The following is a 25,282-nucleotide window of genomic DNA, read 5'->3' as shown; positions in this document are numbered from 1 at the left end:
CGTATTCAAGGTTGCCAAGGGCGGATGTTTATGTTCATTATCGCCGCCTGGCTATGTTCAAGGACTGGGTTGAAGCCTGTTGAATATGGCACTTGAGGTCAACGCGTATTATGGAAACTCCACTTTCCACTTCTGGAAACCTGCCGCCAAAACCCGGCACAAGACCGCCCCTGCAGTTGAGCGGGCTGGACTTCAAATTGCTGCGCGTGTTCATGGCCGTGGTCGAAGCCGGCGGCTTCAGCGCCGCGCAAAACGAGCTGAACGTGGGCCTGGCGGCGATCAGCAAACAGATCTCCGACCTCGAGATTCGCATCGGCATGCGCCTGTGTACACGGGGGCGGGAAGGGTTCGGGCTGACGGAAGAAGGCAAGTTGGTGTATCAGGCATCCATCGAGTTATTTACCTCGGTGGACAGTTTTCGCGACAAGCTTAGTTCGGCGCAAAACGAGCTTATTGGCGACCTTAGTGTGGGCGTTATTGATAATACCGTGTCCGATGTTAATTCCCCGCTAATTGCCGCGTTGGGGAAGTTACATAGCAAATCGCCGAAAATCAGATTACGGCTACACGCCTCACAATTGGATGAAGTTGAGCGTGGCGTGGTCGAAGGGCGGCTAATCGTAGGCATCGTGCCGGTGTACCAGCGCCGCGAAGAATTCGATTATTTCCCGCTGTATGAAGAAAAGGCCCACGCCTACTGTGCCGTAGGACACCCACTCTTCGACGCAAACGACATCACGCCCGAGGTCTTGCGCCAATACGAAGGGGTGAACCATCGGTATGCGATCCATCGCGACAAGGCCAACTTCGTCAACTATGACAGCCAGTCCGCCTCGGCCTCACAAGTCGAAGCCGTCGCGATCCTGATCCTTACTGGCCGTTTCCTCGGCTTCTTGCCCGAACACTACGCCACGCCCTTGGTAAGAGAAGGGCGCCTGCGCGCACTGTGCCCGGAGCAAGTTCACCTGAGCACCGCCTTCAACCTCATCCTACGCCACAACGCCCCGCGCAGCCCGATGGTAAAAGCCTTCGCCACAGCCTTGGGCGTAGACCTCAAAGCCACGGCATAGACCTTCTGCCAAACACGGATCTGGGCTCGGCGAAGATCAAATGTGGGAGCTGTCGAGCTTCAGCGAGGCTGCGAAGGGATCACATCGGGCTACCTATCGAACCCACCCACCCGCATCACCGCTGCAATCGAGCCCGCTTCTTCTTCGCATGAAAATGCCGAAAATGCGCATCCTGCGCCGCCGCCAGCAACTCCCGATCCCCACGCGTATCGCCCCAGGCCCGCAGCCGATACTCGCCCAAATCCCCATACACCGCTTCAAGTCGCAGCACCTTGTTTTCACAACGGCAGTTGTTCCCGGTGAGCTTACCGGTCAACACCCCGTCGACCACCTCCAGCTCAGTCCCAATCAACTTGATTCGGAGCCGATTCGCAAACGGCTGCAACACCAACGCCGGCGACGCCGAACACAGTGTGACCTCCGCACCTGAGCCCAGCTCCTGCTCCACCGAAAGCACCCCCGCCGGCCGCATCAACCGCGCCCAATTGCGCTGGCAATACTCCTCGGCCTTCTGCTGCACCCACGTCTTCTGCACCCCAGTCATAAAGGTGCGGATCAACTGCGCCTTCAACTCATCCCGGCTGATCTGCCGCACCAAAAAGCGCAGCCCCGGCACCGCCAGCTTGACCATCCGGCCATAGAACTCACCGGGGCCAAAGGCAAACTTGAGGAAGGGCACGAAACTGTCGTGGTGGGTCAGGGTGCCGTCGAAGTCAAAGACGGAAAGTACTTTGGCGTCAGCGGGGCCGGCTTCGAGCATGTCTGGGTTCACGGGTTGGCCTCGGTCCTATCTGGTATTTTTTGAGTGTTCATCAGGTGTGACAGCGGGAGTTTACTCCCGTGCCAATCTTCCGACCTTGGCGTAAAGCCTCTCGGTGAAAGCCTCCCGGTCACTCGACCGGTGACAACGCTGATGGCAATTGGGGCACAAGGCTACAGCATTGGTGATGCGATCCGAACCCTTCTGGACGAGGTGGTCAGCTTGATGTGCTTCAAGAAGTGGCCATTCACCGGGCATAAAAAAGCCCTGAACGTGTCAGGGCTTAATGGGGTTTATGGGCTCAGGAATCAATCCCAGCTCAGCGCGCCGCCAGTCTGGTACTCGATTACACGGGTTTCGAAGAAGTTTTTCTCTTTCTTCAAGTCCATGATCTCGCTCATCCACGGGAACGGGTTAGTCGTCCCTGGATACTCTTCCTTCAAGCCAATCTGCGACAAACGACGGTTGGCGATGAACTTGAGGTAATCCTCCATCATCGCCGCGTTCATGCCCAGCACGCCGCGCGGCATGGTGTCGCGCGCGTATTCGATCTCCAGCTGAGTCCCTTGCAGGATCATCTGGGTCGCTTCTTCCTTCATCTCGGCATCCCACAGGTGTGGGTTTTCGATTTTGATCTGGTTGATCACATCGATACCGAAGTTTAGGTGCATCGACTCGTCACGCAGGATGTACTGGAACTGCTCGGCGACGCCGGTCATTTTGTTGCGACGGCCCATGGACAGGATCTGGGTGAAGCCGCAGTAGAAGAAGATGCCTTCCAGGACGCAGTAGTAGGCGACCAGGTTGCGCAGCAGCTCTTTGTCGGTCTCGACGGTGCCGGTTTCGAACTTCGGGTCGGAGATCGAACGGGTGTATTTCAAGCCCCAGGCGGCCTTTTTGGCGACCGACGGGATCTCGTGGTACATGTTGAAGATCTCGCCTTCATCCATGGCCAGGGATTCGATGCAGTACTGGTAGGCGTGGGTGTGGATCGCTTCCTCGAAGGCTTGGCGCAGGATGTACTGGCGGCACTCCGGGTTGGTGATCAGGCGGTACACGGCCAGCACCAGGTTATTGGCGACCAGGGAGTCGGCGGTGGAGAAGAAGCCCAGGTTGCGCATGACGATGCGACGTTCGTCGTCGGTCAGGCCTTCAGGGTTTTTCCACAGTGCGATGTCGGCGGTCATGTTGACCTCTTGCGGCATCCAGTGGTTGGCGCAGCCGTCGAGGTACTTCTGCCAGGCCCAGTCGTACTTGAAGGGTACGAGTTGGTTGAGGTCGGCGCGGCAGTTGATCATGCGTTTTTCGTCAACGGCGACGCGGGCGGCGGAGCCTTCCAGCTCGGCGAGGCCTTCGGCGACGTCGAGTTTGTCGAGGGCGGCCTTGGCGCGCACGATGGCGGCGGAGTCACTGGCGGTGACGGCGCGGGCTTCGAGGGCTGCTTTGGCGCCATCGCCGTCGAGGCGGTCCATGTTGGCTTCGGTGGCGTGGCCGGCGTTGGCGCCTTTAGCGGCAACTTCGCCTTCTTCTTCTTTGTCGAATTCGTCCCAGCTCAGCATGACGTGTCGTCTCCTGCGTGAGGGCTCAAAGGTGCCCGTGTGAAACCGGATGGTTGGGTGTTCACACGGCCCTGAGGCCGCGGTGGATCTTAAGGAATCGTTTGTTGCAGCTAGCGCACGCATTAAACGGAATAGGGTTACGGGTGCTCTGCGTGAGGCTTGAGGTGCGGAGCGGTAGGTGCTTGCTCCAGCGGGAGGCCTCAGGTCTGGCTCTTCATCCCAGTGTAAAGGGATATTGCAGGCCCGATTTACCCGCGCATTATAGGGAAAAAATCGGCTTTGTGTTGTGGCGGATGCTCACGGATCGCAGACAAAAAGCCTACTTTTCAAGCCAAGACGCGGGTTTGCTGGGGTTGGCCGGAGGGACGAGTGGCAGGATTTTTTTCGAGGGGGCGCAGCGAGGGGAGGAGGGGGCCGGTTCTTTGCCGCAAGAACGATTTCTTGCGGCGAACAAGATCACACTAATGAAGTTATTACCCGTTAGAACAACCGTTGCCCATCACATGGTAATTAAGAATGTGACGCTGACCTTGTGAGTCTTCATATTCCATCTTCACCGGTAAAACTTCGCACACTTCCGGAATACTGCTCATGGACAATACTTTGGCAACATCCAAGTGGGTGCTGTAAGTGTAGTCTTCAACGATCGGGGTGTTGCGGCCAGCTACGTCAGTCGGGGCTTCGTCGGCCAGGGCGGCGGTTGCGCACAAGCTGCTGAGGGCCATAACTACTAAAGCTTTCATTTCTCTATTTACCTTATTTAGGTCGAATGGGGTCACGGGGCCCTTATGAGGCCGCGTGTGTAACTTGAAGGTTTGGAAGTTCGGATTAACGTTGCCTTCGTGGGGGCTGTTGCGTTGTTAATCACTGCGGTATGTAACCAACGTGCCTTGTTGGCGGAGTTGATTTTAGGCCCCCAGGTTATATTCATATACCCGTACTTTTGATAAACACTATTGGCGGTTTTTGTAACAATCCCGTGGTAAAGCTTTTTTCACATGGCTGCGAAACGCCGCAGCCCGCGGGCTAGAGGTGCAAACGGGGATATCAGGGCAATTTGTAGGGGCTTGTTACTACCATCGTCGAATGGTTCTATAGGTCAGCCCCGGCTACAACAGGGCCATACAAAAACAACTATGTCACCGAGGTAAGAAAGATGAGTGCGGCTTCCCTGTACCCCGTCCGCCCCGAAGTAGCAGCCAACACGCTGACCGACGAGGCGACCTACAAGGCCATGTACCAGCAGTCGGTGGTCAACCCCGATGGCTTCTGGCGCGAGCAAGCCAAGCGCCTTGACTGGATCAAGCCTTTCACCACGGTGAAGCAGACCTCGTTCGACGATCACCATGTCGACATCAAGTGGTTCGCCGATGGCACCCTGAACGTTTCCTACAACTGCCTGGACCGTCACCTCGCCGAGCGCAGTGACCAGATCGCGATCATCTGGGAGGGCGATGATCCTGCCGAGAGCCGCAACATCACTTATCGCGAGCTGCATGAAGAAGTCTGCAAGTTCGCCAACGCCCTGCGCGGCCAGGATGTGCACCGCGGCGACGTGGTGACCATCTATATGCCGATGATCCCCGAAGCCGTGGTCGCCATGCTGGCCTGTACCCGTATCGGTGCGATCCACTCCGTGGTGTTTGGCGGCTTCTCGCCGGAAGCCCTGGCTGGTCGTATCATCGACTGTAAGTCGAAGGTGGTGATCACTGCCGATGAAGGCATTCGCGCCGGTAAGAAAATTCCGTTGAAGGCCAACGTCGACGACGCCTTGACCAACCCGGAAACCAGCAGCATCCAGAAGGTCATCGTGTGCAAGCGCACCAATGGCCAGATCAAGTGGAACCAGCATCGCGACATCTGGTACGAAGACCTGATGAAAGTGGCGGGCACCGTGTGTGCGCCCAAAGAGATGGGCGCCGAAGAAGCGCTGTTCATCCTCTACACCTCCGGTTCCACCGGCAAGCCGAAGGGCGTGCAGCACACCACCGGCGGCTATCTGCTGTACGCCGGCCTGACCCACGAGCGCGTGTTCGACTACCGCCCGGGCGAAATCTACTGGTGCACCGCCGACGTCGGCTGGGTCACTGGCCACACTTATATTGTCTACGGCCCGCTGTCCAATGGTGCGACCACGCTGCTGTTCGAAGGCGTGCCGAACTACCCGGATATCACGCGGGTGGCGAAGATCGTCGACAAGCACAAGGTCAATATCCTCTACACCGCGCCGACCGCGATCCGCGCGATGATGGCTTCCGGCACCGCTGCCTGTGAAGGCGCCGATGGCAGCAGCCTGCGCCTGCTTGGCTCGGTGGGTGAGCCGATTAACCCAGAGGCGTGGGACTGGTACTACAAGAACGTCGGCCAATCCCGTTGCCCGATTGTCGACACCTGGTGGCAGACCGAAACCGGCGGCAACATGATGAGCCCGCTGCCGGGCGCCCATGCGCTCAAGCCGGGTTCGGCGGCACGGCCATTCTTTGGCGTGGTGCCGGCGCTGGTGGATAACCTGGGCAACCTGATCGAAGGCGCGGCCGAAGGCAACCTGGTGATCCTCGATTCGTGGCCAGGCCAGGCGCGTACGCTGTACGGCGACCATGACCGCTTCGTCGACACCTACTTCAAGACCTTCCGTGGCATGTACTTCACTGGTGACGGTGCGCGTCGTGACGAAGACGGTTACTACTGGATCACCGGTCGCGTGGACGACGTATTGAACGTGTCCGGCCACCGTATGGGCACTGCCGAGATCGAAAGCGCCATGGTTGCCCACCCTAAAGTCGCTGAAGCAGCGGTGGTGGGTGTGCCACACGATATCAAGGGGCAGGGCATCTATGTGTATGTCACGCTCAAAAATGGCGAAGAACCGAACGAAGCGCTGCGCCTGGAGTTGAAAAACTGGGTGCGCAAGGAAATCGGGCCGATTGCTTCGCCAGACGTGATTCAGTGGGCACCTGGCTTGCCGAAGACGCGGTCGGGGAAAATCATGCGCCGTATCCTGCGCAAGATTGCCACGGCCGAGTATGACGGTTTGGGCGATATCTCCACTCTGGCGGATCCAGGTGTGGTCGCGCATTTGATCGAGACGCACAAGACCATGAACGTCGCATAAGGCGGGATAGTCAGATAAAGCCCCACTTGGCGTAGGCCGGGTGGGGCTTTTTTGTGGGATCTTGAAACCAATGGAGATCAAATGTGGGAGGGGGCTTGCCCCCGATGGCAGTGTGTCAGCGGCCATATTTGGCGCTTATCCAACGCTATCCGGGGGCAAGCCCCCTCCCACATGGGATCTGCGCCAGTCAAATAAATATCGGTTTTTCGTGTAGGGCGTTTCTGATTGTTACCGCCCGCCCTGAATGTGTAACCTCGCGCGCAAACCTGAGGCAATGTGCTACGTCTGCGCCCCGAAAAACCCCATTCCAGACACCCCTGGAAATAACATTAAACGCCAGACTTGCCGTGCTAGAAGGGTTTGCGAATAATAGGCCCGCAATTTGCAGCGTCTACAGGTTTAATGTCTTTTGTCTCTGCATAAAATACAGAGGCTGTCAATGAGCTGGAACCGCTTTCTCGGTGCTTCTGTAAATTGTTGTCGCATTGAGGAAATATCGGCTTCCGGCCTGTCGTTAGAATGCCGATCACTCGCTCGTCGTCTCCAGTGTGTAGCTGGTGTAGGACGCAGCACCGCAATTCGGTTTCCCTTAAGTCGCATCGTGGGCCATGGCTCATACTGCTGTTTTGCCCTATACCGATGGAGTCCCAAGATGAAGAAACTCGTGCTGTTGGGCGCCCTGGCGCTGTCCGTGCTGTCCATGCAGGCTTTCGCTGAAGGCAAGCCCCTGAAAATTGGTATCGAAGCGGCTTACCCTCCGTTTGCCTCCAAAGCGCCCGATGGCAGCATCGTCGGTTTTGACTACGACATCGGCAACGCCCTGTGCAAGCAGATGGACGTGAAGTGCACTTGGGTCGAGCAAGAGTTCGACGGCCTGATCCCTGCGCTGAAAGTGCGCAAGATCGACGCGATCCTGTCGTCCATGTCCATCACGGAAGACCGCAAGAAGTCCGTGGACTTCACCAACCGCTATTACCTGAGCCCAGCGCAACTGGTGATGAAGGAAGGCACCACCGTCAGCAACAGCCTGGATGAATTGAAGGGTAAGAAAATCGGTGTACAACGCGGTTCGATCCACGATCGTTTCGCCAAGGAAGTCCTGGCTCCTAAAGACGTCACGGTTGTGCCTTACAGCTCGCAGAACGAAATCTACCTGGACGTGGAAGCCGGTCGCCTCGACGGCACCGTGGCCGACGCCACCCTGCTGCAAGACGGCTTCTTGAAGACGCCAGCCGGTAAAGGCTACGCGTTCGTGGGCCCACAGTTCACCGACGCCAAGTACTTCGGTGACGGCATCGGCATCGCCGTACGCAAAGGCGACAAGGAAAACCTGGACCGCATCAACGCAGCCATTGCCGCGATCCGTGCCAACGGTGAGTACAAGAAAATCCAGGACAAGTACTTCGACTTCGATATCTACGGCGCTGACCCTAAGTAAATCGTCGTAGCTGTCTGTTCGAAATGGCGCAAGCAACAGAATTCCTGAGGTTTGCGCCATTTTTTCATCCCCCTTTTCGAGGACCTGAATCATGTTGAAAGGCTACGGGGCCGTCATCCTCGATGGCGCATGGTTGACGCTTCAGCTCGCCTTGTCGTCCATGGCCTTGGCCATTGTTCTGGGTCTGATCGGGGTCGCGTTACGCCTGTCGCCGGTGCGCTGGTTGGCTTGGCTGGGTGACTTGTACTCCACGGTGATCCGCGGGATCCCCGACCTGGTGCTGATCCTGCTGATTTTCTACGGCGGTCAGGACCTGCTCAACCGCGTCGCGCCGATGCTGGGCTACGACGACTATATCGACTTGAACCCCTTGGCCGCCGGTATCGGCACCCTGGGTTTCATCTTTGGCGCCTACTTGTCGGAAACCTTCCGTGGCGCCTTCATGGCCATTCCCAAGGGCCAGGCCGAGGCCGGCCTTGCGTATGGCATGAGCAGTTTCCAAGTGTTTTTCCGGGTGATGGTGCCGCAGATGATCCGGCTGGCGATCCCCGGTTTCACCAACAACTGGCTGGTCCTCACCAAGGCCACTGCGCTGATTTCGGTGGTGGGCCTGCAAGACATGATGTTCAAGGCCAAGCAGGCGGCAGACGCCACCCGCGAACCTTTTACCTTCTTCCTCGCAGTGGCGGCGATGTACCTGGTGATCACCAGCGTGTCGTTGCTGGCCTTGCGTCATCTTGAGAAGCGCTACTCGGTAGGCGTAAGGGCGGCTGATCTATGATCTTCGACTACAACGTCATCTGGGAGGCCATGCCGCTGTACCTTGGCGGCTTGCTGACCACCCTGAAACTGCTCGCCATCTCGCTGTTCTTCGGCCTGCTCGCTGCCTTGCCTTTGGGCTTGATGCGCGTGTCCAAGCAGCCGATCGTCAACGGCGCGGCCTGGCTCTACACCTACGTGATCCGTGGCACGCCGATGCTGGTGCAACTGTTTTTGATCTACTACGGCCTGGCCCAGTTTGAAGTGGTGCGCGAAAGCTTCCTCTGGCCGCTGCTCTCCAGCGCCACCTTCTGTGCGTGCCTGGCCTTTGCGATCAACACCAGCGCCTACACTGCCGAGATCATTGCCGGTAGCCTCAAGGCCACTCCCAATGGCGAGATCGAAGCGGCCAAGGCCATGGGCATGTCGCGCTACAAACTGTATCGCCGCATCCTGTTGCCATCGGCCTTGCGCCGTGCGCTGCCGCAGTACAGCAACGAAGTGATCATGATGCTGCAGACCACCAGCCTGGCCTCCATCGTCACCCTGATCGACATCACCGGCGCCGCACGTACGGTGAACGCCCAGTTCTACCTGCCGTTCGAAGCCTACATCACCGCCGGCGTGTTCTACCTGTGCCTGACCTTCATTCTGGTGCGCCTGTTCAAGTTGGCCGAGCGCCGCTGGCTGAGCTACCTGGCTCCACGGAAGCATTGATATGGAACGTATCGATCACCTGTTGCCTTGGGGCCACCTGGGCTGCGAGCGTCAACTGAGCGTATTCCGTTTCGGCCAGGGCGAGCGCAAGGCGTATATCCAGGCAAGCCTGCACGCCGATGAATTGCCCGGCATGCGCGCCGCGTGGGAGCTGAAAAAGCGCCTCGCCGAACTGGAACAGCAAGGCGCGCTCAACGGCGTGATCGAGCTGGTGCCGGTGGCCAACCCAATGGGCCTGGGCCAGTTGCTGCAAGGCAGCCACCAGGGCCGTTTCGAGGTGGGCAGCGGCAAGAACTTCAACCGTGATTTCGTCGAGTTGAGCGAGCCGGTTGCCGAGTTGCTCAGCGGCAAGTTGGGTGATGACCCCCACGCCAATGTGCGTTTGATCCGTCAGGCGATGAGCGATGTACTCAGCGCGTTGCCCGAGCCAAGCAGCCAGTTGCAAGGCATGCAGCGCATCTTGCTGAGCCACGCCTGCACCGCCGATGTGGTGCTCGACCTGCATTGCGACGCCGAAGCCGCACTGCATATGTACGCGCTGCCGCAGCACTGGCCGCAGTGGCGTTCGCTGTCGGCGCATTTGAATGTGAAGGTCGGCCTGCTGGCGGAAGACTCCGGCGGCAGTTCGTTCGATGAGGCCTGTTCGCTGCCGTGGTTGCGTTTGTCTCAGGCGTTTCCTGAGTCGCAAATCCCGTTGGCTTGCCTGGCGACTACGCTGGAGCTGGGCGGTCAGGCCGATACCGGGCGTGACGAGGCGATTTTTCACGCCGAAGGTATTCTCGCGTTCCTCGCTGAGCAGGGCTTGATCAAGGGCGAATGGCCTGCGCCGCAATTCGAACCTTGCGAAGGCGTGCCTTTCGAGGGCACTGAATTGCTGTTCGCGCCCCACGCCGGGGTGATCAGTTACCTGCGCAAAGCCGGTGAATGGATCGAAAAAGGCGAGCCGATTTTTGAAGTGATTGATCCCCTGGAAGACCGCGTCAGCACCATCTGCGCAGGTACTTCGGGGGTGTTGTTTGCCGTTGAACGGCTACGTTATGCCCAAGCGGGTTTCTGGCTGGCCAAGGTGGCGGGGCGCGAAGCGCTGCGTCACGGGCGCTTGCTCAACGACTGACCACCTGTTTTTGTGAGAACCGACCGCATGTACAAACTTGAAGTCCAAGACCTGCATAAACGCTATGGCAGTCATGAAGTGCTCAAAGGCGTGTCCCTGGCCGCCGCAGCCGGTGATGTGATCAGCATCATCGGTTCCAGTGGTTCGGGCAAAAGTACCTTTTTGCGCTGCATCAACCTGCTGGAGCAACCCCACGCCGGCAAGATTCTGCTGAACAACGAAGAGCTGAAACTGGTGGCCAACAAGGACGGCGCCATGAAGGCTGCCGACCCTAAGCAACTGCAACGCATGCGTTCGCGGCTGTCCATGGTGTTCCAGCATTTCAACCTGTGGTCACACATGACCGCGATTGAAAACGTGATGGAAGCCCCGGTGCACGTGCTGGGCGTGTCGAAGAAAGAAGCCCGTGAAAAGGCCGAGCATTACCTGGCCAAGGTCGGTGTGGGTCATCGTAAAGATGCGTTCCCTGGTCACATGTCCGGCGGCGAGCAACAGCGCGTAGCCATCGCCCGTGCCTTGGCGATGGAACCGGAAGTGATGTTGTTCGACGAGCCCACCTCGGCACTCGACCCGGAACTGGTCGGTGAAGTGCTCAAGGTGATGCAGGACCTGGCCCAGGAAGGCCGCACCATGGTGGTGGTGACCCATGAAATGGGCTTTGCCCGTGAAGTGTCGAACCAGCTTGTGTTTTTGCACAAAGGCATCGTCGAAGAGCGCGGCAACCCGCGTGAAGTGCTGGTGAACCCGCAGTCCGAGCGTTTGCAGCAGTTCCTTTCCGGGAGCTTGAAATAATGACCTCCTGTGAATAGGTAACCCCTGTGGGAGGGGGCAAGCCCCCTCCCACATTGGATATGCATCGTTTTTGAGATTTGTACTCGATTACGGGCTAGCATTGGCCCTTGTCTTCATTACTGTTACTGGCTTCGGATAGCACTCCATGACCGCCCACAAAATTGGTTTCCTGATTTGGCCCAGCACAAAAGCCCTGACGCTTGCGCTGGCTGAGGAGGCCTTGCGCGTTGCCCAGCGGGTGCATCCGGATGTGGTCTACGAGCTGTCATTCCTTCAAGCCGAGCCGGCGACCGAAGGCGCCTGGCAACTGCCGGGCGAGCCATGGGCGGGCAAATTGGAAGGGTTCCAGAAGCTGTTCCTGCTGGCGGATGAACCGCCGACGGTCATCGCCTCCCAACTGAGCACCGCGCTCAAGCAACTGGTCCGCGCCGGCTGTGTGATCGGCGGCTTGTCGGCCGGTGTGTACCCGCTGGCCCAACTTGGCCTGCTCGACGGCTACCGCGCCGCCGTGCACTGGCGCTGGCAGGACGATTTCGCCGAGCGTTTCCCCAAGGTCATCGCCACCAGCCATCTGTTCGACTGGGACCGCGACCGTCTCACTGCCTGCGGTGGGATGTCGGTACTCGACCTGCTCTTGGCAGTGTTGGCCCGTGATCATGGCGCCGAACTGGCTGGTGCGGTGTCCGAGGAACTGGTGGTGGAGCGCATCCGTGAAGGCGGCGAGCGTCAGCGCATCCCGCTGCAAAACCGCCTGGGTTCCAGCCATCCAAAGCTGACCCAGGCTGTTTTGTTGATGGAGGCGAATATCGAAGAACCGCTGACCACCGACGAAATTGCCCAACATGTATGCGTGTCGCGACGACAGCTCGAACGGATCTTCAAGCAGTACCTCAACCGCGTCCCCAGCCAGTACTACCTGGAACTGCGCCTGAACAAGGCCCGTCAGATGCTCATGCAAACCAGCAAGTCGATCATCCAGATCGGCCTGTCGTGCGGCTTCTCCTCGGGGCCGCATTTCTCCAGCGCCTATCGCAATTTCTTCGGCGCCACGCCCCGGGAAGACCGTAACCAACGGCGCAGCAGCAGCCCGTTTGAGTTGTCGTCGGTGCCGTCCGAGCGCGGTTGACCGCCGGCGAGTCGTTATTCCTCCATGGGCTCTGGGGAGCTGGATCTCACCAGTGGATTGCCGTTTGCATCCAGGCCCGCTGCCGCCACCTCCAAGTCGTCACCGGTTTGCATGTAGTACTGCCTGAGGATATCCAGACTCGCTGCCGACAATGGGTTGCCGCTCAGGTCTGATGCGGTGTCGAGCTGCGTGGCCAGTTGTAAAAAGTCCGCAGGCACCTCTTCGATCAAATTGTCGCTCAAGTCCAAGGTGCGCAACTCGCGCAAGGCGAATAGCCCTTGTGGGATTTGAGTAATGTCGGTGTCTGGCAGAATCAGCGTTTCCAGTTCAGACAGATGACTGACGTCGGGTGTGAGGCCCAGCGGGTTGCCGCTCAGGTCCAGGTACTGCAGGGTCCTCATCCCCGACAAGGCGTCGGCACTGGTGGGTGTCAAACGAATAGCAGATTCGGTCAGGCTGAGGGCGTTGAGCTCAGTCAGACTTAACGCGGTGAGGGGAATATCGCCCAGGCTGAATCGTGAGATGACCAGGCCCCTGAGTTTGGGGAAGCATTTGAGCAGTCCGTCGATACGGGTGGTGGTGCCATTGCCTTCAAGGTCGAGTGTTGTCACATGCTCAAACCGGGCGCTCAATTCGGGTAGCTCCCCTAGGATCGGCGCCTCAAAGGTCAGCTTATAGCTCGGCTCAAACCTGTCGTTGTTGTCGTCCAGTTCGCTTTCGCGGCGCCAGGCTTCTTCAAGCAGCGCTTTGAATGCCCGTCGATTGAGCTGATCCTGTGCCCGCGTTTGCTCATCCAATGGCGTGTCCACGATCGGGTGGCGCTCTGGCACATTCACCACCCATGCTTCAAGGTCGGTGCGCAGTTTGGCGTATTCGGCTTCAAGTTGTCCGATGGCAGGCTCTGCCGCGTCCAGGTCACCGGGTCGCTCAAAAAAGAAGCGGCTGGCTTCGTTTTCGGTGAAGGTGGGGTACAGCGCTTCGATCCTTTCTCGCAACGACGTCGGCGCATCGACGCGCCAATGCTCGCCCGTGCGCTGGCAATGGCGTTTGATCTGCATCAGTGCCGAGCGGTTCAGTGGGTTGCGGGAGAGGTCGAAGACGGCGGTGACTGAGTCGGGCAGCCTGAACATGCTGTCGGGAACCTGGGTGATCAGGTTATTGCTCAGGTTGACGTGTTGGCGCTCCACGGCCGTCAGCAGGCTGTCGGGAATTTGCGTCAAGCCGGTGTCTTCAAGCGCGATGCTGGACAGCCTGGGCAGCGCGCTGAAATCAGGCAGTTGGCCCAGAGGGTTATGACTCAAGTCCAGTGTTCCCAACTCGTTCAGCGTGGCGAGTGATGCGGCACTCTCGGTTGATAAGGTGAGCGCGCAACGGGGCAGACGCAACGAGGTCAATTGGGGCAGGTCCCATAACGAAGCGGGAACATCACCCATCACATAACCCTCGATAAACAAGTGGTTAAGGGTGGGGAACCCTCTGAAAAAAAGCGACGATTGCAAGGGAAATGGCGCCTGCGCACCCTTCAGGCGCAATGCAGACACATGCCTGAAGACACCGCTGTCCAGTGATGGGAATGTGCCTGTAACAGGTTGCGGGCTTTCCACGGCGAACGTGGGAATGACCTTGGGGCTGCTCGTATCCAGTGCACCTTCTCGGCGCCAGCAGGCTTGGAGTTCCTCTTTGAATGCCTCTCGCCGGGCTTGCTCCTCCGGTGCGGGGGCTTGCTGTGCCCATGTATCAAGCCCGTCGGACAGGTCAGCATATTCGACTTCCAGTCGCGCCAGTTCGATCTGGCCCATTTCAATATTGCCAGACAGACCAAAGAGAAAGCGGTTGACTTCGTTCACGCTGAAGTCCGGGAAAAGCGTATTGACGCGCTGAATATCGATTGCCAATGCGTCGATGTCCCAATAATGACCTGTTCGCTGGTAATAGCTTTTTACCTGCTCCAAGGTCGCTCGCGACAGGGGATTGCCCGAGAGGCCGAAGGTGGTTGGGGTGTCGGCGGGCAGATCGAAAAGCGCGGAAGGCAGCTGTGTAATCTGGTTTTGGGACAGCATTGCCAGCTCCAGCGATGTTCGGCTGAGCAGACCGACAGGTACATTGGAAATGCCAGTCTCGGATAGGTCCAGAAAGCGCAGTTCAATCATGCGTTCAACGTTTGGGGTCAAGTCCAGCGGGTTGTTGTACAGGTCCAGGGTTCGAAGTCTATTCATGGCCGTCAGCGCATTCAGGCTGTCGGGTGTCAGGGTGATACCGCAGTCGCTGAGGACCAATGTGTTGAGGCGTGGCATTGCGCTGAGAGAGGGTGGCAGTTGACCCAGTTGGGCGTTGGCGATGCTGAGGTGGCGAATGTTGGGAAAGCTACGCAAAAAACCATCGACGTTATTCAGTGCTGTCTTGTTGCCATTGAGTTCAAGGTAGGAAATATGCTCGAAATTGGCCTGCAGCGCCGGTAGCTCTCCATACAGAATGGCGTGCGATTTGAGTTTCTCACCGTTTTGGCTGGGATGCTCGAAGTAGGTATCTGTCTCGGTTTCCCGGCGCCAGGCGCTCAAGAGTTCACGCCAGAAAAGCACGCGGTTTTGCCGCATGTCACTGTATTCCTGACGGCCCATGTTCACCTCGCTGTCCGGGTAGCGGCGCGGGGTGCGGGCTGCCCAGTCGGCCAGGACACGATTAAGTTGCAGATACTCTTGGCGTAGGGCGGTTAATGCCGGAAAGGCTCCACCCGGACGGCGTTCCAGTGCCTGGATCATCTCACCGATTTGTTCATCGGTGCGGGCTGGATACAGCTCTCGTGCCAACGCCTGCGCGCTGGGCTGTTCAGCCGGTGCAGCCGGTGGGTAGTTGTCCATGCCCAGCAGGCGCAGATGGGTGCGGGTGTCGGTAGGCGCGCGGGCGGGCTCGGCGGTGATCAGCTTGCGCAAGGGGGCGCGTTTCAGTGCATGGGTGCGCAGGGCCAGCCGCAGATCGGGGCCTTGGCCGATGCGCAGGCCCAGGGCGTTGCGCTCGGCATCGGGCAGGGCCTGGAGCACCGCGTTGTACAGGTCGGTTGCGCCGAACAGTTCGCCGCTATCGTCTTGCGGGGTGTAACGCCCATCGGGCGAGCGCACCAGGATTCTTTTGATGCGTGCCTTGGGTTTGCCGATGGCACCCAGGAGGGTGGCCTCGGGCGTGGAGCTTCTGATCTCAATGCGCACCTTTTTTCCTGCCCAGCCGGGCAATTGCTCCAGGGAGTGCAAGGCCAGTCGGTGGGTGTCGAGGGTGTCCGTCGAGTCGAGGTATAAACCGTCGTAGGCATGGTTCACCCTGGCTTCGTCTCGCAACGCTTGGGCCAGCTCGGTCAAGCGCGCGGGGACTGTTCCTTCGTCAATGGCCTTGAGTTCCTGGCTGTTGGCGGTGTCCAGCAGGGCGTCGGCTGCAGTGAGCGGCAATCCGGGTGTGTTGTCGACCATGGCCTGTTGGCGAGGGGTGACAGGGGTCTCCAGCTTTTGGTAGCGGGTGTTGAACAATTCAGCGCGATGCGATTGAGCCAGTTCGGCCAGTTTTTTCCTGAGTTTAAGCGCGCGATTGTCCAGGGAGGTTGGCGGGTCGCCGAATGCTTCTCCCAGCAAGGTTTTGCGTTGGGGTTCATCCAGCGCTTCCAGCAGGGTTTTCAGTAAGTCACCGTTTTTCAACTGGGCTTCGAGTATTTGCACCACGCTGGCGTTTGTTTCGCCGGGCAACTCCCAGGCGGTTCTGCCTTCGGCATCTACAAACCGCAGGGTCTTGGCTTTTGGCCAAAGGTCCAGGTTGGCCAGCAGGTGCAGTTGGGACTGCGCATCGGCCCGCTTGAAAACCGCGGGATCATCGCTGTTCATTTGATCAATGAAGTCCTGCAGCGTCTGGTCGATCTGGAAGCGGTCAATGGTATCGGTCAGCAAAGGGGGTGGCTGGTGCTGGTTGACGTACATCTTGCGCAACGCGTCGTCGTCCGTGGCGCTGATGCGCCGAGCGGTGACCAATTGTTCATCGCTGAGCCCGGCTGTTTTAGGGCCTTGGCGTTTCATGAGGGTGGCGCTGTCCCAGCTCAGGGGGGTGTCCAGTTCGCTCACCCAAGTACCTTTGCCGTTGGTCAGCAGGGACGGGCGGTAAGCGTTGGCCCTGGTGGGATGTTGAAGGTAAGGCTGCTGGGTGACAGGGTCCTTCTGTACAACAAACAGTTTGTCCGGGAGCAGCAGGATATTTTTACCGTTGTGGGCGTGCAGGCCCTCGGCGTTTGGATAGGCGTGGTCGGCCAGTTTGATAGCGTGGGCGTAGGGTGCAAGGTCTGGCTTCCAGAGTCGTGCCTTGCCGTTGGGTAACGTGACGGGCTTGAGGCCATTGAAAAACGTGATGACTTCGGCAGGCAGCGCAGCACGCAAGGCGCCAGCGGCCAGCGGCGCGCCCGCGATGAACAGGGCCAATTCTAATCCTTGCTCCACGAATGACAGAAAATGCCCCCAAGCTACGGTCGCGTCGCCCACAGCCAGGTCGATGATCCATTCAAAGGCGTCATCAAGCATTTGATAGGCGGCGTAGCCGAGCATCAACAGGCCCACGGGGGGGACAAATGGGGCGGCAATCAGCGCTGCGATTTGCAGGATGGCCGCGGCCACTTTCTGCACGATGTCCCAGCGCTCCCAGCGTACTCGCTGATCGACGCTGGCGGTGGACACCGCGATAATGCGGGCATCGTTGAACACCTTGCTGAATTTTGTCTGAAACAGATGCTCGAACAGGTTGCCGCTGATGCTGGAGGCGCTGAACGTCAGGTGTGGCTTATCGATGGGGGTCTCGCGCCAGGAGGGCAGTGGATCGCCACGTGTGTGCTCGTGCCAAGTGACCTTGGACAGCCTGCGGTTGAGGTCGGCAAAGAAGAGGCCGCGATCTTCGTGATTGACGAAGCGGCTGAAGAACTGTTGATACTCAGCGGTGCGCAGGTTGTTGCCCAGTGCGGTCATGAAGTCGACAAGGGTTGGGTATTGCTTGAGCGGCGCGTAAGGGTCGTCCGGGATATAGGCGATAACGCCCACCGGGCGACGGCTGCCAATGTTCTCGGCAAACAGCACGATGCCGGTGAGTGGGGTGGACATGATGCTCAGGTTGTAACACCGCAGCGGTAGGCAGGTACTCAGGCTGCCGTCGCTGTTGATCAGGCGTTGCAAGAGTATGAATGACTGATCATCGTGCAGATCGTCTTTCATCCAAGCCATTTGCAGCGCGACGTGCAAGTTCGCTGCCTGGCTTTGCCTGACCTTCAATTTTAGGCTCGCCATGGCCACTGGGTTTTTGAAATCAAAGAATTGTTCAAGATAGCGCTGGTACTTGGCGCCGATGTCCAGTTCCCGGCACAAGGCAGTGAATTGCGCCACGGTGATTCGCGTGTGGAGCGCGGTCAGCCTGTCGAATTGTCCGGTGCTGGTGGGTTGGGTGATGAACGCCGATTGCGCTTCAAATGCCTCGCCGTCTTCAAAGTTGTGCAGGGCAGCGTCGATCAATGACACCGTCCAGGTTCTTGCGCCGTCTGATCGAACGGGGAACCAAGGTATCGTTTGGGGAATGTAGAGCCGCAGGTAAGTGGTTTTGACGTCAGTTTCGATACCGAAGCGTTGCTTGAGTAACTGTTGTAGCAGCGGCGCGCCGAAGTCTTGCGCCGACTTCATCTCGGCCAGGGTCTGGTCGAGCCGCAGTTGTGCCTCCCAGGCGGTATTCATGCGGTTTTTGAGACGGTCATGATCTTCCGGGGAGGCCGTTTTGTACCACTGCGCAAAGTCTGGCTTTACCGTGCGAAACGCTGCGCGCTTGTCAGGAGAGAGCTTGGGCAGCCAGTCGGGAACCGCCTGCGTGAGGATCTCCAGATGCAAGTCGCGATAAGTCGACAGGTCCGGGAGCGGGATGGAAGGAGTCGGTGGGGTCACGAGAGAACGCCTTTGTGTGATGAATAGGCGTGAGAGCAGACCAATTTCTTCCGACCGACCGGAGGTAGATAGATCGCCGACCACCCCTTGCGTTGCATCTATCTTGCTGAACACCTGCCGCTGCGACACCACAGTGTTTAAACTGCGCCATTGCGACGCTATTTGTCGCATTGGCGTAAACCCGCCAAAATCGCGGGTTGGCGCTATAAGAAGTTGTCGCTTGGCGACAAGGCCGCGCTGAAAACTGTCCTTACAATCCCTGCATCGCCCGCCAGTTCCAGGCAGGCGTTCCTCTTCAGGAGACTCCGATGTCCGTTGAGCAAGCCCCGGTGCAACGTGCCGATTTCGACCAGGTCATGGTGCCTAACTACGCACCGGCCGCATTCATTCCTGTGCGTGGCGAAGGTTCGCGCGTGTGGGACCAGGCGGGTCGCGAGCTGATCGACTTTGCCGGCGGCATCGCGGTCAACGTGTTGGGCCACGCCCACCCGGCGCTGGTCGGTGCACTGACCGAACAGGCCAACAAGCTGTGGCACGTCTCCAACGTTTTCACCAATGAGCCGGCCCTGCGCCTGGCCCACAAGCTGATCGACGCCACCTTTGCCGAGCGCGTGTTCTTCTGCAACTCCGGCGCCGAGGCCAACGAGGCCGCATTCAAACTGGCCCGTCGCGTTGCGTTCGACCGTTTCGGCAGCGAGAAATACGAGATCATCGCCGCGCTGAACAGCTTCCACGGTCGTACCCTGTTCACCGTCAACGTCGGTGGCCAGTCCAAGTACTCCGATGGTTTCGGTCCTAAAATCACCGGTATCACGCACGTGCCTTATAACGACCTGGCCGCGCTGAAAGCCGCCGTGTCGGACAAGACTTGCGCTGTGGTACTGGAGCCGATCCAGGGCGAAGGCGGCGTACTGCCGGCTGAGCTGGCTTACCTGCAAGGCGCCCGCGAGCTGTGCGACGCGAACAACGCGCTGCTGGTGTTCGACGAAGTGCAGACCGGCATGGGCCGCAGCGGCCATCTGTTCGCTTACCAGCATTACGGCGTGACCCCGGACATCCTTACCAGCGCCAAGAGCCTGGGCGGCGGTTTCCCGATCGCGGCGATGCTCACCACTGAAGCGCTGGCCAAGCACCTGGTCGTCGGCACACATGGCACCACCTACGGCGGCAACCCGCTGGCGTGCGCGGTGGCCGAGGCGGTGATCGACGTGATTAACACCCCAGAGGTGCTGGCCGGCGTCAACGCCAAGCACGACCTGTTCAAGGCACGCCTGGAACAGATTGGCAAACAGTACGGCATCTTCACCGAAGTACGCGGCATGGGCCTGTTGATTGGTTGCGTGCTGAGCGATGCGTTCAAAGGCAAGGCCAAGGACGTGTTCAACGCGGCCGAGAAAGAAAACCTGATGATCCTGCAAGCCGGTCCGGACGTGGTGCGTTTTGCCCCGAGCCTGGTGGTGGAAGAGGCGGATATCAAGGAAGGCCTGGACCGTTTTGAGCGTGCAGTTAAAGCGCTGACGCAAGCTTGATGGACCGCTCGGCGTCCGAACAATCGGGCGCCGAACACAAATTCCAAAGGCCGGACTGGATCAAATGTGGGAGCTGGCTTGCCTGCGAAGACGGTGGTACAGGCAACATCTGTGCTGACTGACACGCCGTAATCGCGGGCAAGCCCGGCTCCCACATAGATTTGTTTACACCGTGAGAGCGGTGTGAGCAGTTCTCCTGTCCGGCATTTTTCCCTCTGTGAGTTTTTCGAGTTAAGGAGTGACACCATGCTGGTGATGCGCCCCGCGCAAATGGCTGATCTGGGCGAGGTACAGCGTCTGGCTGCGGACAGCCCGATTGGTGTCACCTCCTTGCCGGACGATGTGGAACGCCTGAGCGACAAGATCGCCGCCAGCGAAGCGTCCTTCGCGGCCGAGGTCAGTTTCAACGGCGAAGAGAGTTATTTCTTCGTGCTTGAAGACACCGAGACCGGCAAGCTCGCCGGTTGCTCGGCTATTGTCGCGTCGGCGGGCTACTCGGAACCTTTCTACAGTTTCCGTAACGAGACCTTCGTGCACGCCTCCCGCGAGCTGAAGATTCACAACAAGATCCACGTGCTTTCCCAGTGCCACGACCTCACCGGCAACAGCCTGCTCACCAGTTTTTATGTGGTGCCCGAGCTGGTCGGTTCGCCGTGGTCGGAACTCAATTCCCGTGGCCGCCTGCTGTTTGTCGCCAGCCACCCCGAGCGCTTTGCCGACTCGGTGGTGACCGAGATCGTCGGCTACAGCGATGAGAACGGCGACTCGCCGTTCTGGGACGCCATCGGGCGCAACTTCTTCGACCTCAACTACGCCGCCGCCGAGCGCTTGTGCGGGCTGAAAAGCCGTACCTTCCTCGCCGAGCTGATGCCGCACTATCCGATCTACGTGCCGCTGCTGCCGGACGAAGCCCAGGAAGCCATGGGCCAGGTGCACCCGCGTGCACAGATCACCTTCGACATCCTCATGCGCGAAGGCTTCGAGACCGACCATTACATCGACATCTTCGACGGTGGCCCGACGCTGCACGCACGGGTGTCGGGCATTCGCTCGATCGCCCAGAGCCGCGTGGTGCCGGTGAAGATCGGTGAGATGGTCAAGGGTGTCGGTCGCCAGTACCTGGTGAGCAACGCGCAGTTGCAGGATTACCGCGCGGTGATGCTGGAGCTGGACTATGCGCCGGGTAAACCGGTGACGTTGGACCTTGCAGCGGCCGAAGCCCTGGGTGTTGGTGAAGGCGCGAGCGTGCGCCTGGTAGCGGTTTAAAAAGAGAGTTTCGCGGGTGGCTGACAACAGCGGCCCGTTCGAGGAGATAGCATGATCGTTCGTCCCGTACGCAGCAGCGATTTACCGGCCCTGATTGATCTGGCGCGCAGCACCGGCACCGGCCTCACCACCTTGCCGGCCAACGAAGAGCGCCTGACCCACCGCGTGGGCTGGGCCGAGAAAACCTTTCGCGGCGAAGCCGGGCGTGGCGATGCCGACTACCTGTTCGTGCTGGAAAACGACGAAGGCCGAGTGGTGGGCATTTCCGCCATTGCCGGCGCCGTTGGCCTGCGCGAGCCTTGGTACAACTTCCGGGTTGGCCTGACGGTCAGTGCCTCCCAGGAGCTGAACATCTACCGCGAGATCCCGACGCTGTTCCTGGCCAACGACCTCACCGGTAACTCCGAGCTGTGCTCGTTGTTCCTGCACGCCGATTACCGCACCGGCCTTAACGGCCGCATGCTGGCCAAGGCGCGCATGTTGTTTATCGCCGAATTCCCGCAATTGTTTGGCAATAAGATCATTGCCGAGATGCGCGGCGTGTCCAACGACGCCGGCCGTTCGCCGTTCTGGGAAAGCCTGGGCCGCCACTTCTTCAAGATGGAATTCAGCCAGGCTGACTACCTCACCGGCGTGGGCAACAAGGCTTTTATCGCCGAGCTGATGCCGAAGTTTCCGCTGTACAGCTGCTTCCTGTCCGAGGATGCGCGCAACGTGATCGGCAAGGTCCACCCGGACACCGAGCCGGCGCTGAGCATGCTCAAGAGCGAAGGCTTCAGCTACCAAGGCTATGTCGACATCTTCGATGCCGGCCCTGCGGTGGAATGTGAAACCACCAAGATCCGTGCTGTGCGCGACAGCCAGTCGCTGGTGCTGGCGATTGGTACGCCGGGGGACGATGCCACGCCGTTCCTGATCCATAACCGCAAGCGCGAAGAATGCCGCATCACCGCCGCCCCGGCTCGTCTGGCGGCGGGCACGCTGGTGGTCGATCCGCAGACCGCCAAGCGCCTGCAACTGGTGGTGGGTGATCAAGTGCGTGCCGTACCGTTGTCCGCTGCTCGGGAGTCGAAATAATGAATTCGTTGTATATCGCAGGTAGCTGGTTGGCTGGCCAGGGTGAACTGTTTGAATCGCGCAACCCGGTGACCCAGCAGGTGCTGTGGGCCGGCAATGGCGCCACGGCCGAGCAGGTCGAGTCCGCCGTGCAGGCCGCGCGCCAGGCGTTCCCAGCCTGGGCCAAGCGCCCGCTGGAAGAACGCATCAGCGTGCTGGAAACCTTCGCCGCCACCCTGAAAAGCCGTGCCGACGAAATCGCCCGTTGCATCGGTGAGGAAACTGGCAAGCCGCTGTGGGAGTCGGCCACCGAAGTGACCAGCATGGCCAACAAGATCGCGATCTCGGTGCAAAGCTACCGCGAGCGCACCGGAGAGAAGAGCGGCGCGCTAGGCGACGCCACCGCCGTGTTGCGCCACAAGCCCCACGGTGTGGTGGCGGTGTTTGGCCCGTACAACTTCCCTGGCCACTTGCCGAACGGGCATATCGTGCCGGCGTTGCTGGCGGGTAACACCGTGCTGTTCAAACCGAGCGAACTAACCCCCAAGGTTGCCGAGCTGACCGTGCAATGCTGGATCGAAGCCGGGTTGCCGGCGGGTGTGTTGAACCTGCTGCAAGGCGCGCGGGAAACCGGCATCGCGTTGGCGGCCAACCCCGGTATCGATGGGTTGTTCTTCACCGGCTCCAGCCGTACCGGCAATCATCTGCACCAGCAATTCTCCGGGCGCCCGGACAAGATCCTCGCCCTGGAAATGGGCGGCAACAACCCGTTGGTGGTCGACGAAGTGGCCGATGTGGATGCAGCGGTCTACACCATCATCCAGTCGGCATTTATCTCCGCCGGCCAGCGCTGCACCTGTGCGCGCCGCCTGCTGGTGCCGCAAGGTGCTTGGGGCGACGCGTTGCTGGCGCGCCTGGTGGCGGTCAGCTCGACCATTGAGGTGGGCGCGTTTGATCAGCAACCCGCGCCGTTCATGGGCTCGGTAATCTCCCTCGCCGCCGCCAAAGCGTTGATGGACGCCCAGGAACTGATGCTCGCCAATGGCGCTGTGGCGCTGCTGGAAATGACTCAGCCTCAGGACCAGGCCGCCTTGCTGACCCCCGGCATCATCGACGTGACCGGCGTGACCGAGCGTGAAGACGAGGAACTGTTCGGCCCACTGTTACAGGTGATCCGCTACGCTGATTTTGAAGCGGCGATTGCCGAGGCCAACAACACCCAATACGGTTTGGCCGCTGGTCTGTTGTCGGACTCCGAAGCGCGCTACCAGCAGTTCTGGCTGGAAAGCCGCGCGGGCATCGTCAATTGGAACAAACAGCTGACCGGCGCCGCCAGTACCGCGCCGTTTGGTGGGGTAGGTGCGTCGGGCAACCATCGCGCCAGTGCGTATTACGCGGCGGATTATTGCGCGTACCCGGTGGCCTCGCTGGAAACCCCAACCTTGGTGGTGCCAGCAACGCTAACCCCCGGCATTACGCTGATCTAATGCAGGAACCGGCTTTGTGGTGAGTGGGCTTGCCCCGCGCTGGGCTGCGAAGCAGCCCCAGAATTCGGCGGTGTACCCGTCGGGGGGCAAGCCCCCTCACCACAGCAAGCCCGCTCCCACATTAGGTCGGTGGTGTGTTCAAGTAATTTGATGCCTATAAAAATACAGATGTTCGTGGAGCCTCGCCGATGAAATCCTATGAAGTCAATTTTGACGGTCTAGTGGGGCCGACCCATAACTACGGCGGTTTGTCCTTCGGCAACGTCGCGTCCCAGAGCAACAGCCAGCAGCATTCCAACCCCAAGGAAGCGGCGTTGCAGGGCCTGCAGAAAATGAAAGCCCTGATGGACATGGGCTTTGTACAAGGTGTATTGGCGCCCCAGGAACGTCCTGATGTGGCCGCCTTGCGCAACCTGGGTTTCAGCGGCACCGACGCCCAAGTGATCCAGCAAGCGGCCAAGGATGCGATGCCGTTGCTGGTCGCGAGCTGCTCTGCGTCGAGCATGTGGGTGGCCAACGCCGCCACCGTCAGCCCAAGTGCCGACACCTTTGACGGCCGCGTGCATTTCACCGCCGCCAACCTCAACTGCAAATACCACCGCAGCATCGAACACCCGACCACCAGCCGTGTGTTGGGCGCGATGTTTGCCGATGATAAACACTTCGCCCACCACGCCGCCTTGCCGGCCGTGGCGCAGTTCGGTGATGAAGGCGCGGCCAACCACACGCGCTTCTGCCGTGAATATGGCGAGGCGGGCGTCGAATTTTTCGTGTTTGGTCGCAGCGCGTTCGATCCCCGTTACCCGGCGCCGCAGAAATATCCGGCGCGCCAGACCCTGGAAGCGTCCCAGGCGGTCGCACGGCTGCACGGCTTGAAGGATGACGGCGTGGTCTACGCCCAGCAGAACCCGGCAGTGATCGATGCGGGCGTGTTCCACAACGACGTGATCGCGGTCGGCAACGGCGAAGTGCTGTTCTATCACGAAGATGCCTTCCTCAATACCGAACAGATGCTCGCGGAACTGCACGGCAAACTGGGTAAGTTGGGCGGTCACTTCCAGTCCGTCTGCGTGCCGCGCGCGCAAGTCAGTGTCGAAGACGCGGTACGTTCCTACCTGTTCAACAGCCAGTTGCTGAGCCGCGCTGACGGCTCGATGCTGCTGATCGTGCCGGAAGAGTGCCGTGCCAATGAGCGCGTCTGGCAGTACCTGCAAGGCCTGACCGCTGCCGGTGGCCTGATCCGCGAAGTGAAGGTGTTCGACCTCAAGCAAAGTATGCAGAACGGCGGTGGCCCGGCGTGCCTGCGTTTACGTGTGGCGTTGAACGAAACGGAACTGGCGGCGGTGAATCCAGGCGTTATCATGACCGCGCCGTTGTACGAAACACTGACCCAGTGGGTAGGCAAGCACTACCGCGACAGCTTGCGCGAAAGCGACCTGGCTGACCCGCAGTTGCTGCTTGAATGCCGGACGGCACTGGATGAACTGACGCAAATCCTTAAACTGGGCTCGGTTTATCCTTTCCAGATCAATTAAACGCCGCATGGCTGAGAGCT

The 25,282-nt window shown here is 59.5% G+C and carries 17 protein-coding genes and 1 pseudogene; 13 read left to right on the top strand and 5 right to left on the bottom strand.

Annotated features, from left to right (window positions below):
• Window positions 1–110: 110 nt before the first annotated feature.
• On the top strand, window positions 111–1,070 hold the full coding sequence (locus WH299_RS00665; protein ID WP_122728395.1) for a LysR substrate-binding domain-containing protein: 960 nt from the start codon (window positions 111–113) through the stop codon (window positions 1,068–1,070).
• A 115-nt stretch (window positions 1,071–1,185) separates the two neighbouring features.
• On the opposite strand, the gene WH299_RS00660 is transcribed toward WH299_RS00665, so the two are convergent.
• From WH299_RS00660 to WH299_RS00645, 4 genes and pseudogenes are all read right to left on the bottom strand, one after another.
• On the bottom strand, window positions 1,186–1,830 hold the full coding sequence (locus WH299_RS00660; RefSeq protein WP_339549376.1) for an HAD-IB family hydrolase: 645 nt from the start codon (window positions 1,828–1,830) through the stop codon (window positions 1,186–1,188).
• Window positions 1,831–1,902: 72 nt separating this feature from the next.
• Window positions 1,903–2,073 (bottom strand): annotated as a pseudogene (locus tag WH299_RS00655) (HNH endonuclease); the annotation flags it as partial.
• A 65-nt stretch (window positions 2,074–2,138) separates the two neighbouring features.
• The gene (locus WH299_RS00650; RefSeq protein ID WP_016979813.1) at window positions 2,139–3,389 is read right to left on the bottom strand and encodes a ribonucleotide-diphosphate reductase subunit beta; all 1,251 of its coding nucleotides are present in this window, start codon (window positions 3,387–3,389) and stop codon (window positions 2,139–2,141) included.
• A 473-nt stretch (window positions 3,390–3,862) separates the two neighbouring features.
• Window positions 3,863–4,132, bottom strand: a complete 270-nt coding sequence (locus tag WH299_RS00645) for a DUF2790 domain-containing protein (RefSeq protein WP_339549373.1) — start codon at window positions 4,130–4,132, stop codon at window positions 3,863–3,865.
• A gap of 413 nt (window positions 4,133–4,545) precedes the next feature.
• Here WH299_RS00645 and acs point away from each other — a divergent pair, with 413 nt between their 5' ends.
• The 7 genes from acs to WH299_RS00610 all read left to right on the top strand — a co-directional run bounded on the left by acs (window position 4,546) and on the right by WH299_RS00610 (window position 12,447).
• Window positions 4,546–6,501, top strand: a complete 1,956-nt coding sequence (gene acs / locus WH299_RS00640; protein WP_339549371.1) for an acetate--CoA ligase — start codon at window positions 4,546–4,548, stop codon at window positions 6,499–6,501.
• Between the two features lie 652 nt (window positions 6,502–7,153).
• On the top strand, window positions 7,154–7,939 hold the full coding sequence (locus WH299_RS00635) for a lysine/arginine/ornithine ABC transporter substrate-binding protein (protein ID WP_122726362.1): 786 nt from the start codon (window positions 7,154–7,156) through the stop codon (window positions 7,937–7,939).
• A 91-nt stretch (window positions 7,940–8,030) separates the two neighbouring features.
• Window positions 8,031–8,720 (top strand): ABC transporter permease, encoded by a 690-nt coding sequence (locus WH299_RS00630; protein ID WP_010208305.1) that lies wholly within the window; start codon window positions 8,031–8,033, stop codon window positions 8,718–8,720.
• Window positions 8,717–9,415, top strand: a complete 699-nt coding sequence (locus tag WH299_RS00625; protein ID WP_122726364.1) for an ABC transporter permease — start codon at window positions 8,717–8,719, stop codon at window positions 9,413–9,415. The genes WH299_RS00630 and WH299_RS00625 overlap by 4 nt, the downstream gene beginning before the upstream one ends.
• A 1-nt stretch (window position 9,416) precedes the next feature.
• Entirely contained in the window at window positions 9,417–10,529 is a 1,113-nt protein-coding gene (locus WH299_RS00620; RefSeq protein WP_028617618.1) for a succinylglutamate desuccinylase/aspartoacylase family protein, read from the top strand.
• 27 nt (window positions 10,530–10,556) lie between these two features.
• The gene (locus WH299_RS00615; protein ID WP_010208310.1) at window positions 10,557–11,321 is read left to right on the top strand and encodes an ABC transporter ATP-binding protein; all 765 of its coding nucleotides are present in this window, start codon (window positions 10,557–10,559) and stop codon (window positions 11,319–11,321) included.
• A gap of 145 nt (window positions 11,322–11,466) precedes the next feature.
• Window positions 11,467–12,447: a GlxA family transcriptional regulator gene (locus tag WH299_RS00610; protein WP_016979802.1), complete on the top strand. Its 981-nt coding sequence runs from the start codon at window positions 11,467–11,469 to the stop codon at window positions 12,445–12,447.
• A 14-nt stretch (window positions 12,448–12,461) separates the two neighbouring features.
• Here the strand turns inward: WH299_RS00610 and WH299_RS00605 are convergent, their stop codons facing one another.
• Window positions 12,462–18,389, bottom strand: a complete 5,928-nt coding sequence (locus WH299_RS00605) for a dermonecrotic toxin domain-containing protein (protein WP_339549370.1) — start codon at window positions 18,387–18,389, stop codon at window positions 12,462–12,464.
• Window positions 18,390–18,697: 308 nt separating this feature from the next.
• Here WH299_RS00605 and WH299_RS00600 point away from each other — a divergent pair, with 308 nt between their 5' ends.
• The 5 genes from WH299_RS00600 (at window position 18,698) to astB (ending at window position 25,262) form a co-directional block, all read left to right on the top strand.
• Entirely contained in the window at window positions 18,698–19,918 is a 1,221-nt protein-coding gene (locus tag WH299_RS00600) for an aspartate aminotransferase family protein (protein WP_122726368.1), read from the top strand.
• A gap of 246 nt (window positions 19,919–20,164) precedes the next feature.
• Window positions 20,165–21,184: an arginine/ornithine succinyltransferase subunit alpha gene (gene aruF, locus WH299_RS00595; RefSeq protein ID WP_003175655.1), complete on the top strand. Its 1,020-nt coding sequence runs from the start codon at window positions 20,165–20,167 to the stop codon at window positions 21,182–21,184.
• A gap of 51 nt (window positions 21,185–21,235) precedes the next feature.
• Window positions 21,236–22,261 carry an arginine N-succinyltransferase gene (astA, locus tag WH299_RS00590; RefSeq protein WP_028617615.1) on the top strand — a complete coding sequence of 342 codons (1,026 nt, stop codon included), beginning with the start codon at window positions 21,236–21,238 and terminating at the stop codon, window positions 22,259–22,261.
• Window positions 22,258–23,727 carry a succinylglutamate-semialdehyde dehydrogenase gene (astD, locus tag WH299_RS00585; RefSeq protein ID WP_164393720.1) on the top strand — a complete coding sequence of 490 codons (1,470 nt, stop codon included), beginning with the start codon at window positions 22,258–22,260 and terminating at the stop codon, window positions 23,725–23,727. The genes astA and astD overlap by 4 nt, the downstream gene beginning before the upstream one ends.
• A gap of 188 nt (window positions 23,728–23,915) precedes the next feature.
• A complete protein-coding gene (gene astB / locus WH299_RS00580) occupies window positions 23,916–25,262 on the top strand; it encodes an N-succinylarginine dihydrolase (protein WP_339549369.1) in 1,347 nt (448 codons plus the stop codon).
• Window positions 25,263–25,282: the final 20 nt, after the last annotated feature.

Origin of the sequence: Pseudomonas sp. MYb541 (assembly GCF_037479595.1) — a bacterium.
GTDB lineage: Bacteria > Pseudomonadota > Gammaproteobacteria > Pseudomonadales > Pseudomonadaceae > Aquipseudomonas > Aquipseudomonas canadensis.
The sequence above is the reverse complement of the archived record's forward strand: the minus strand, read 5'-3'. Positions and strand labels throughout refer to the sequence as shown.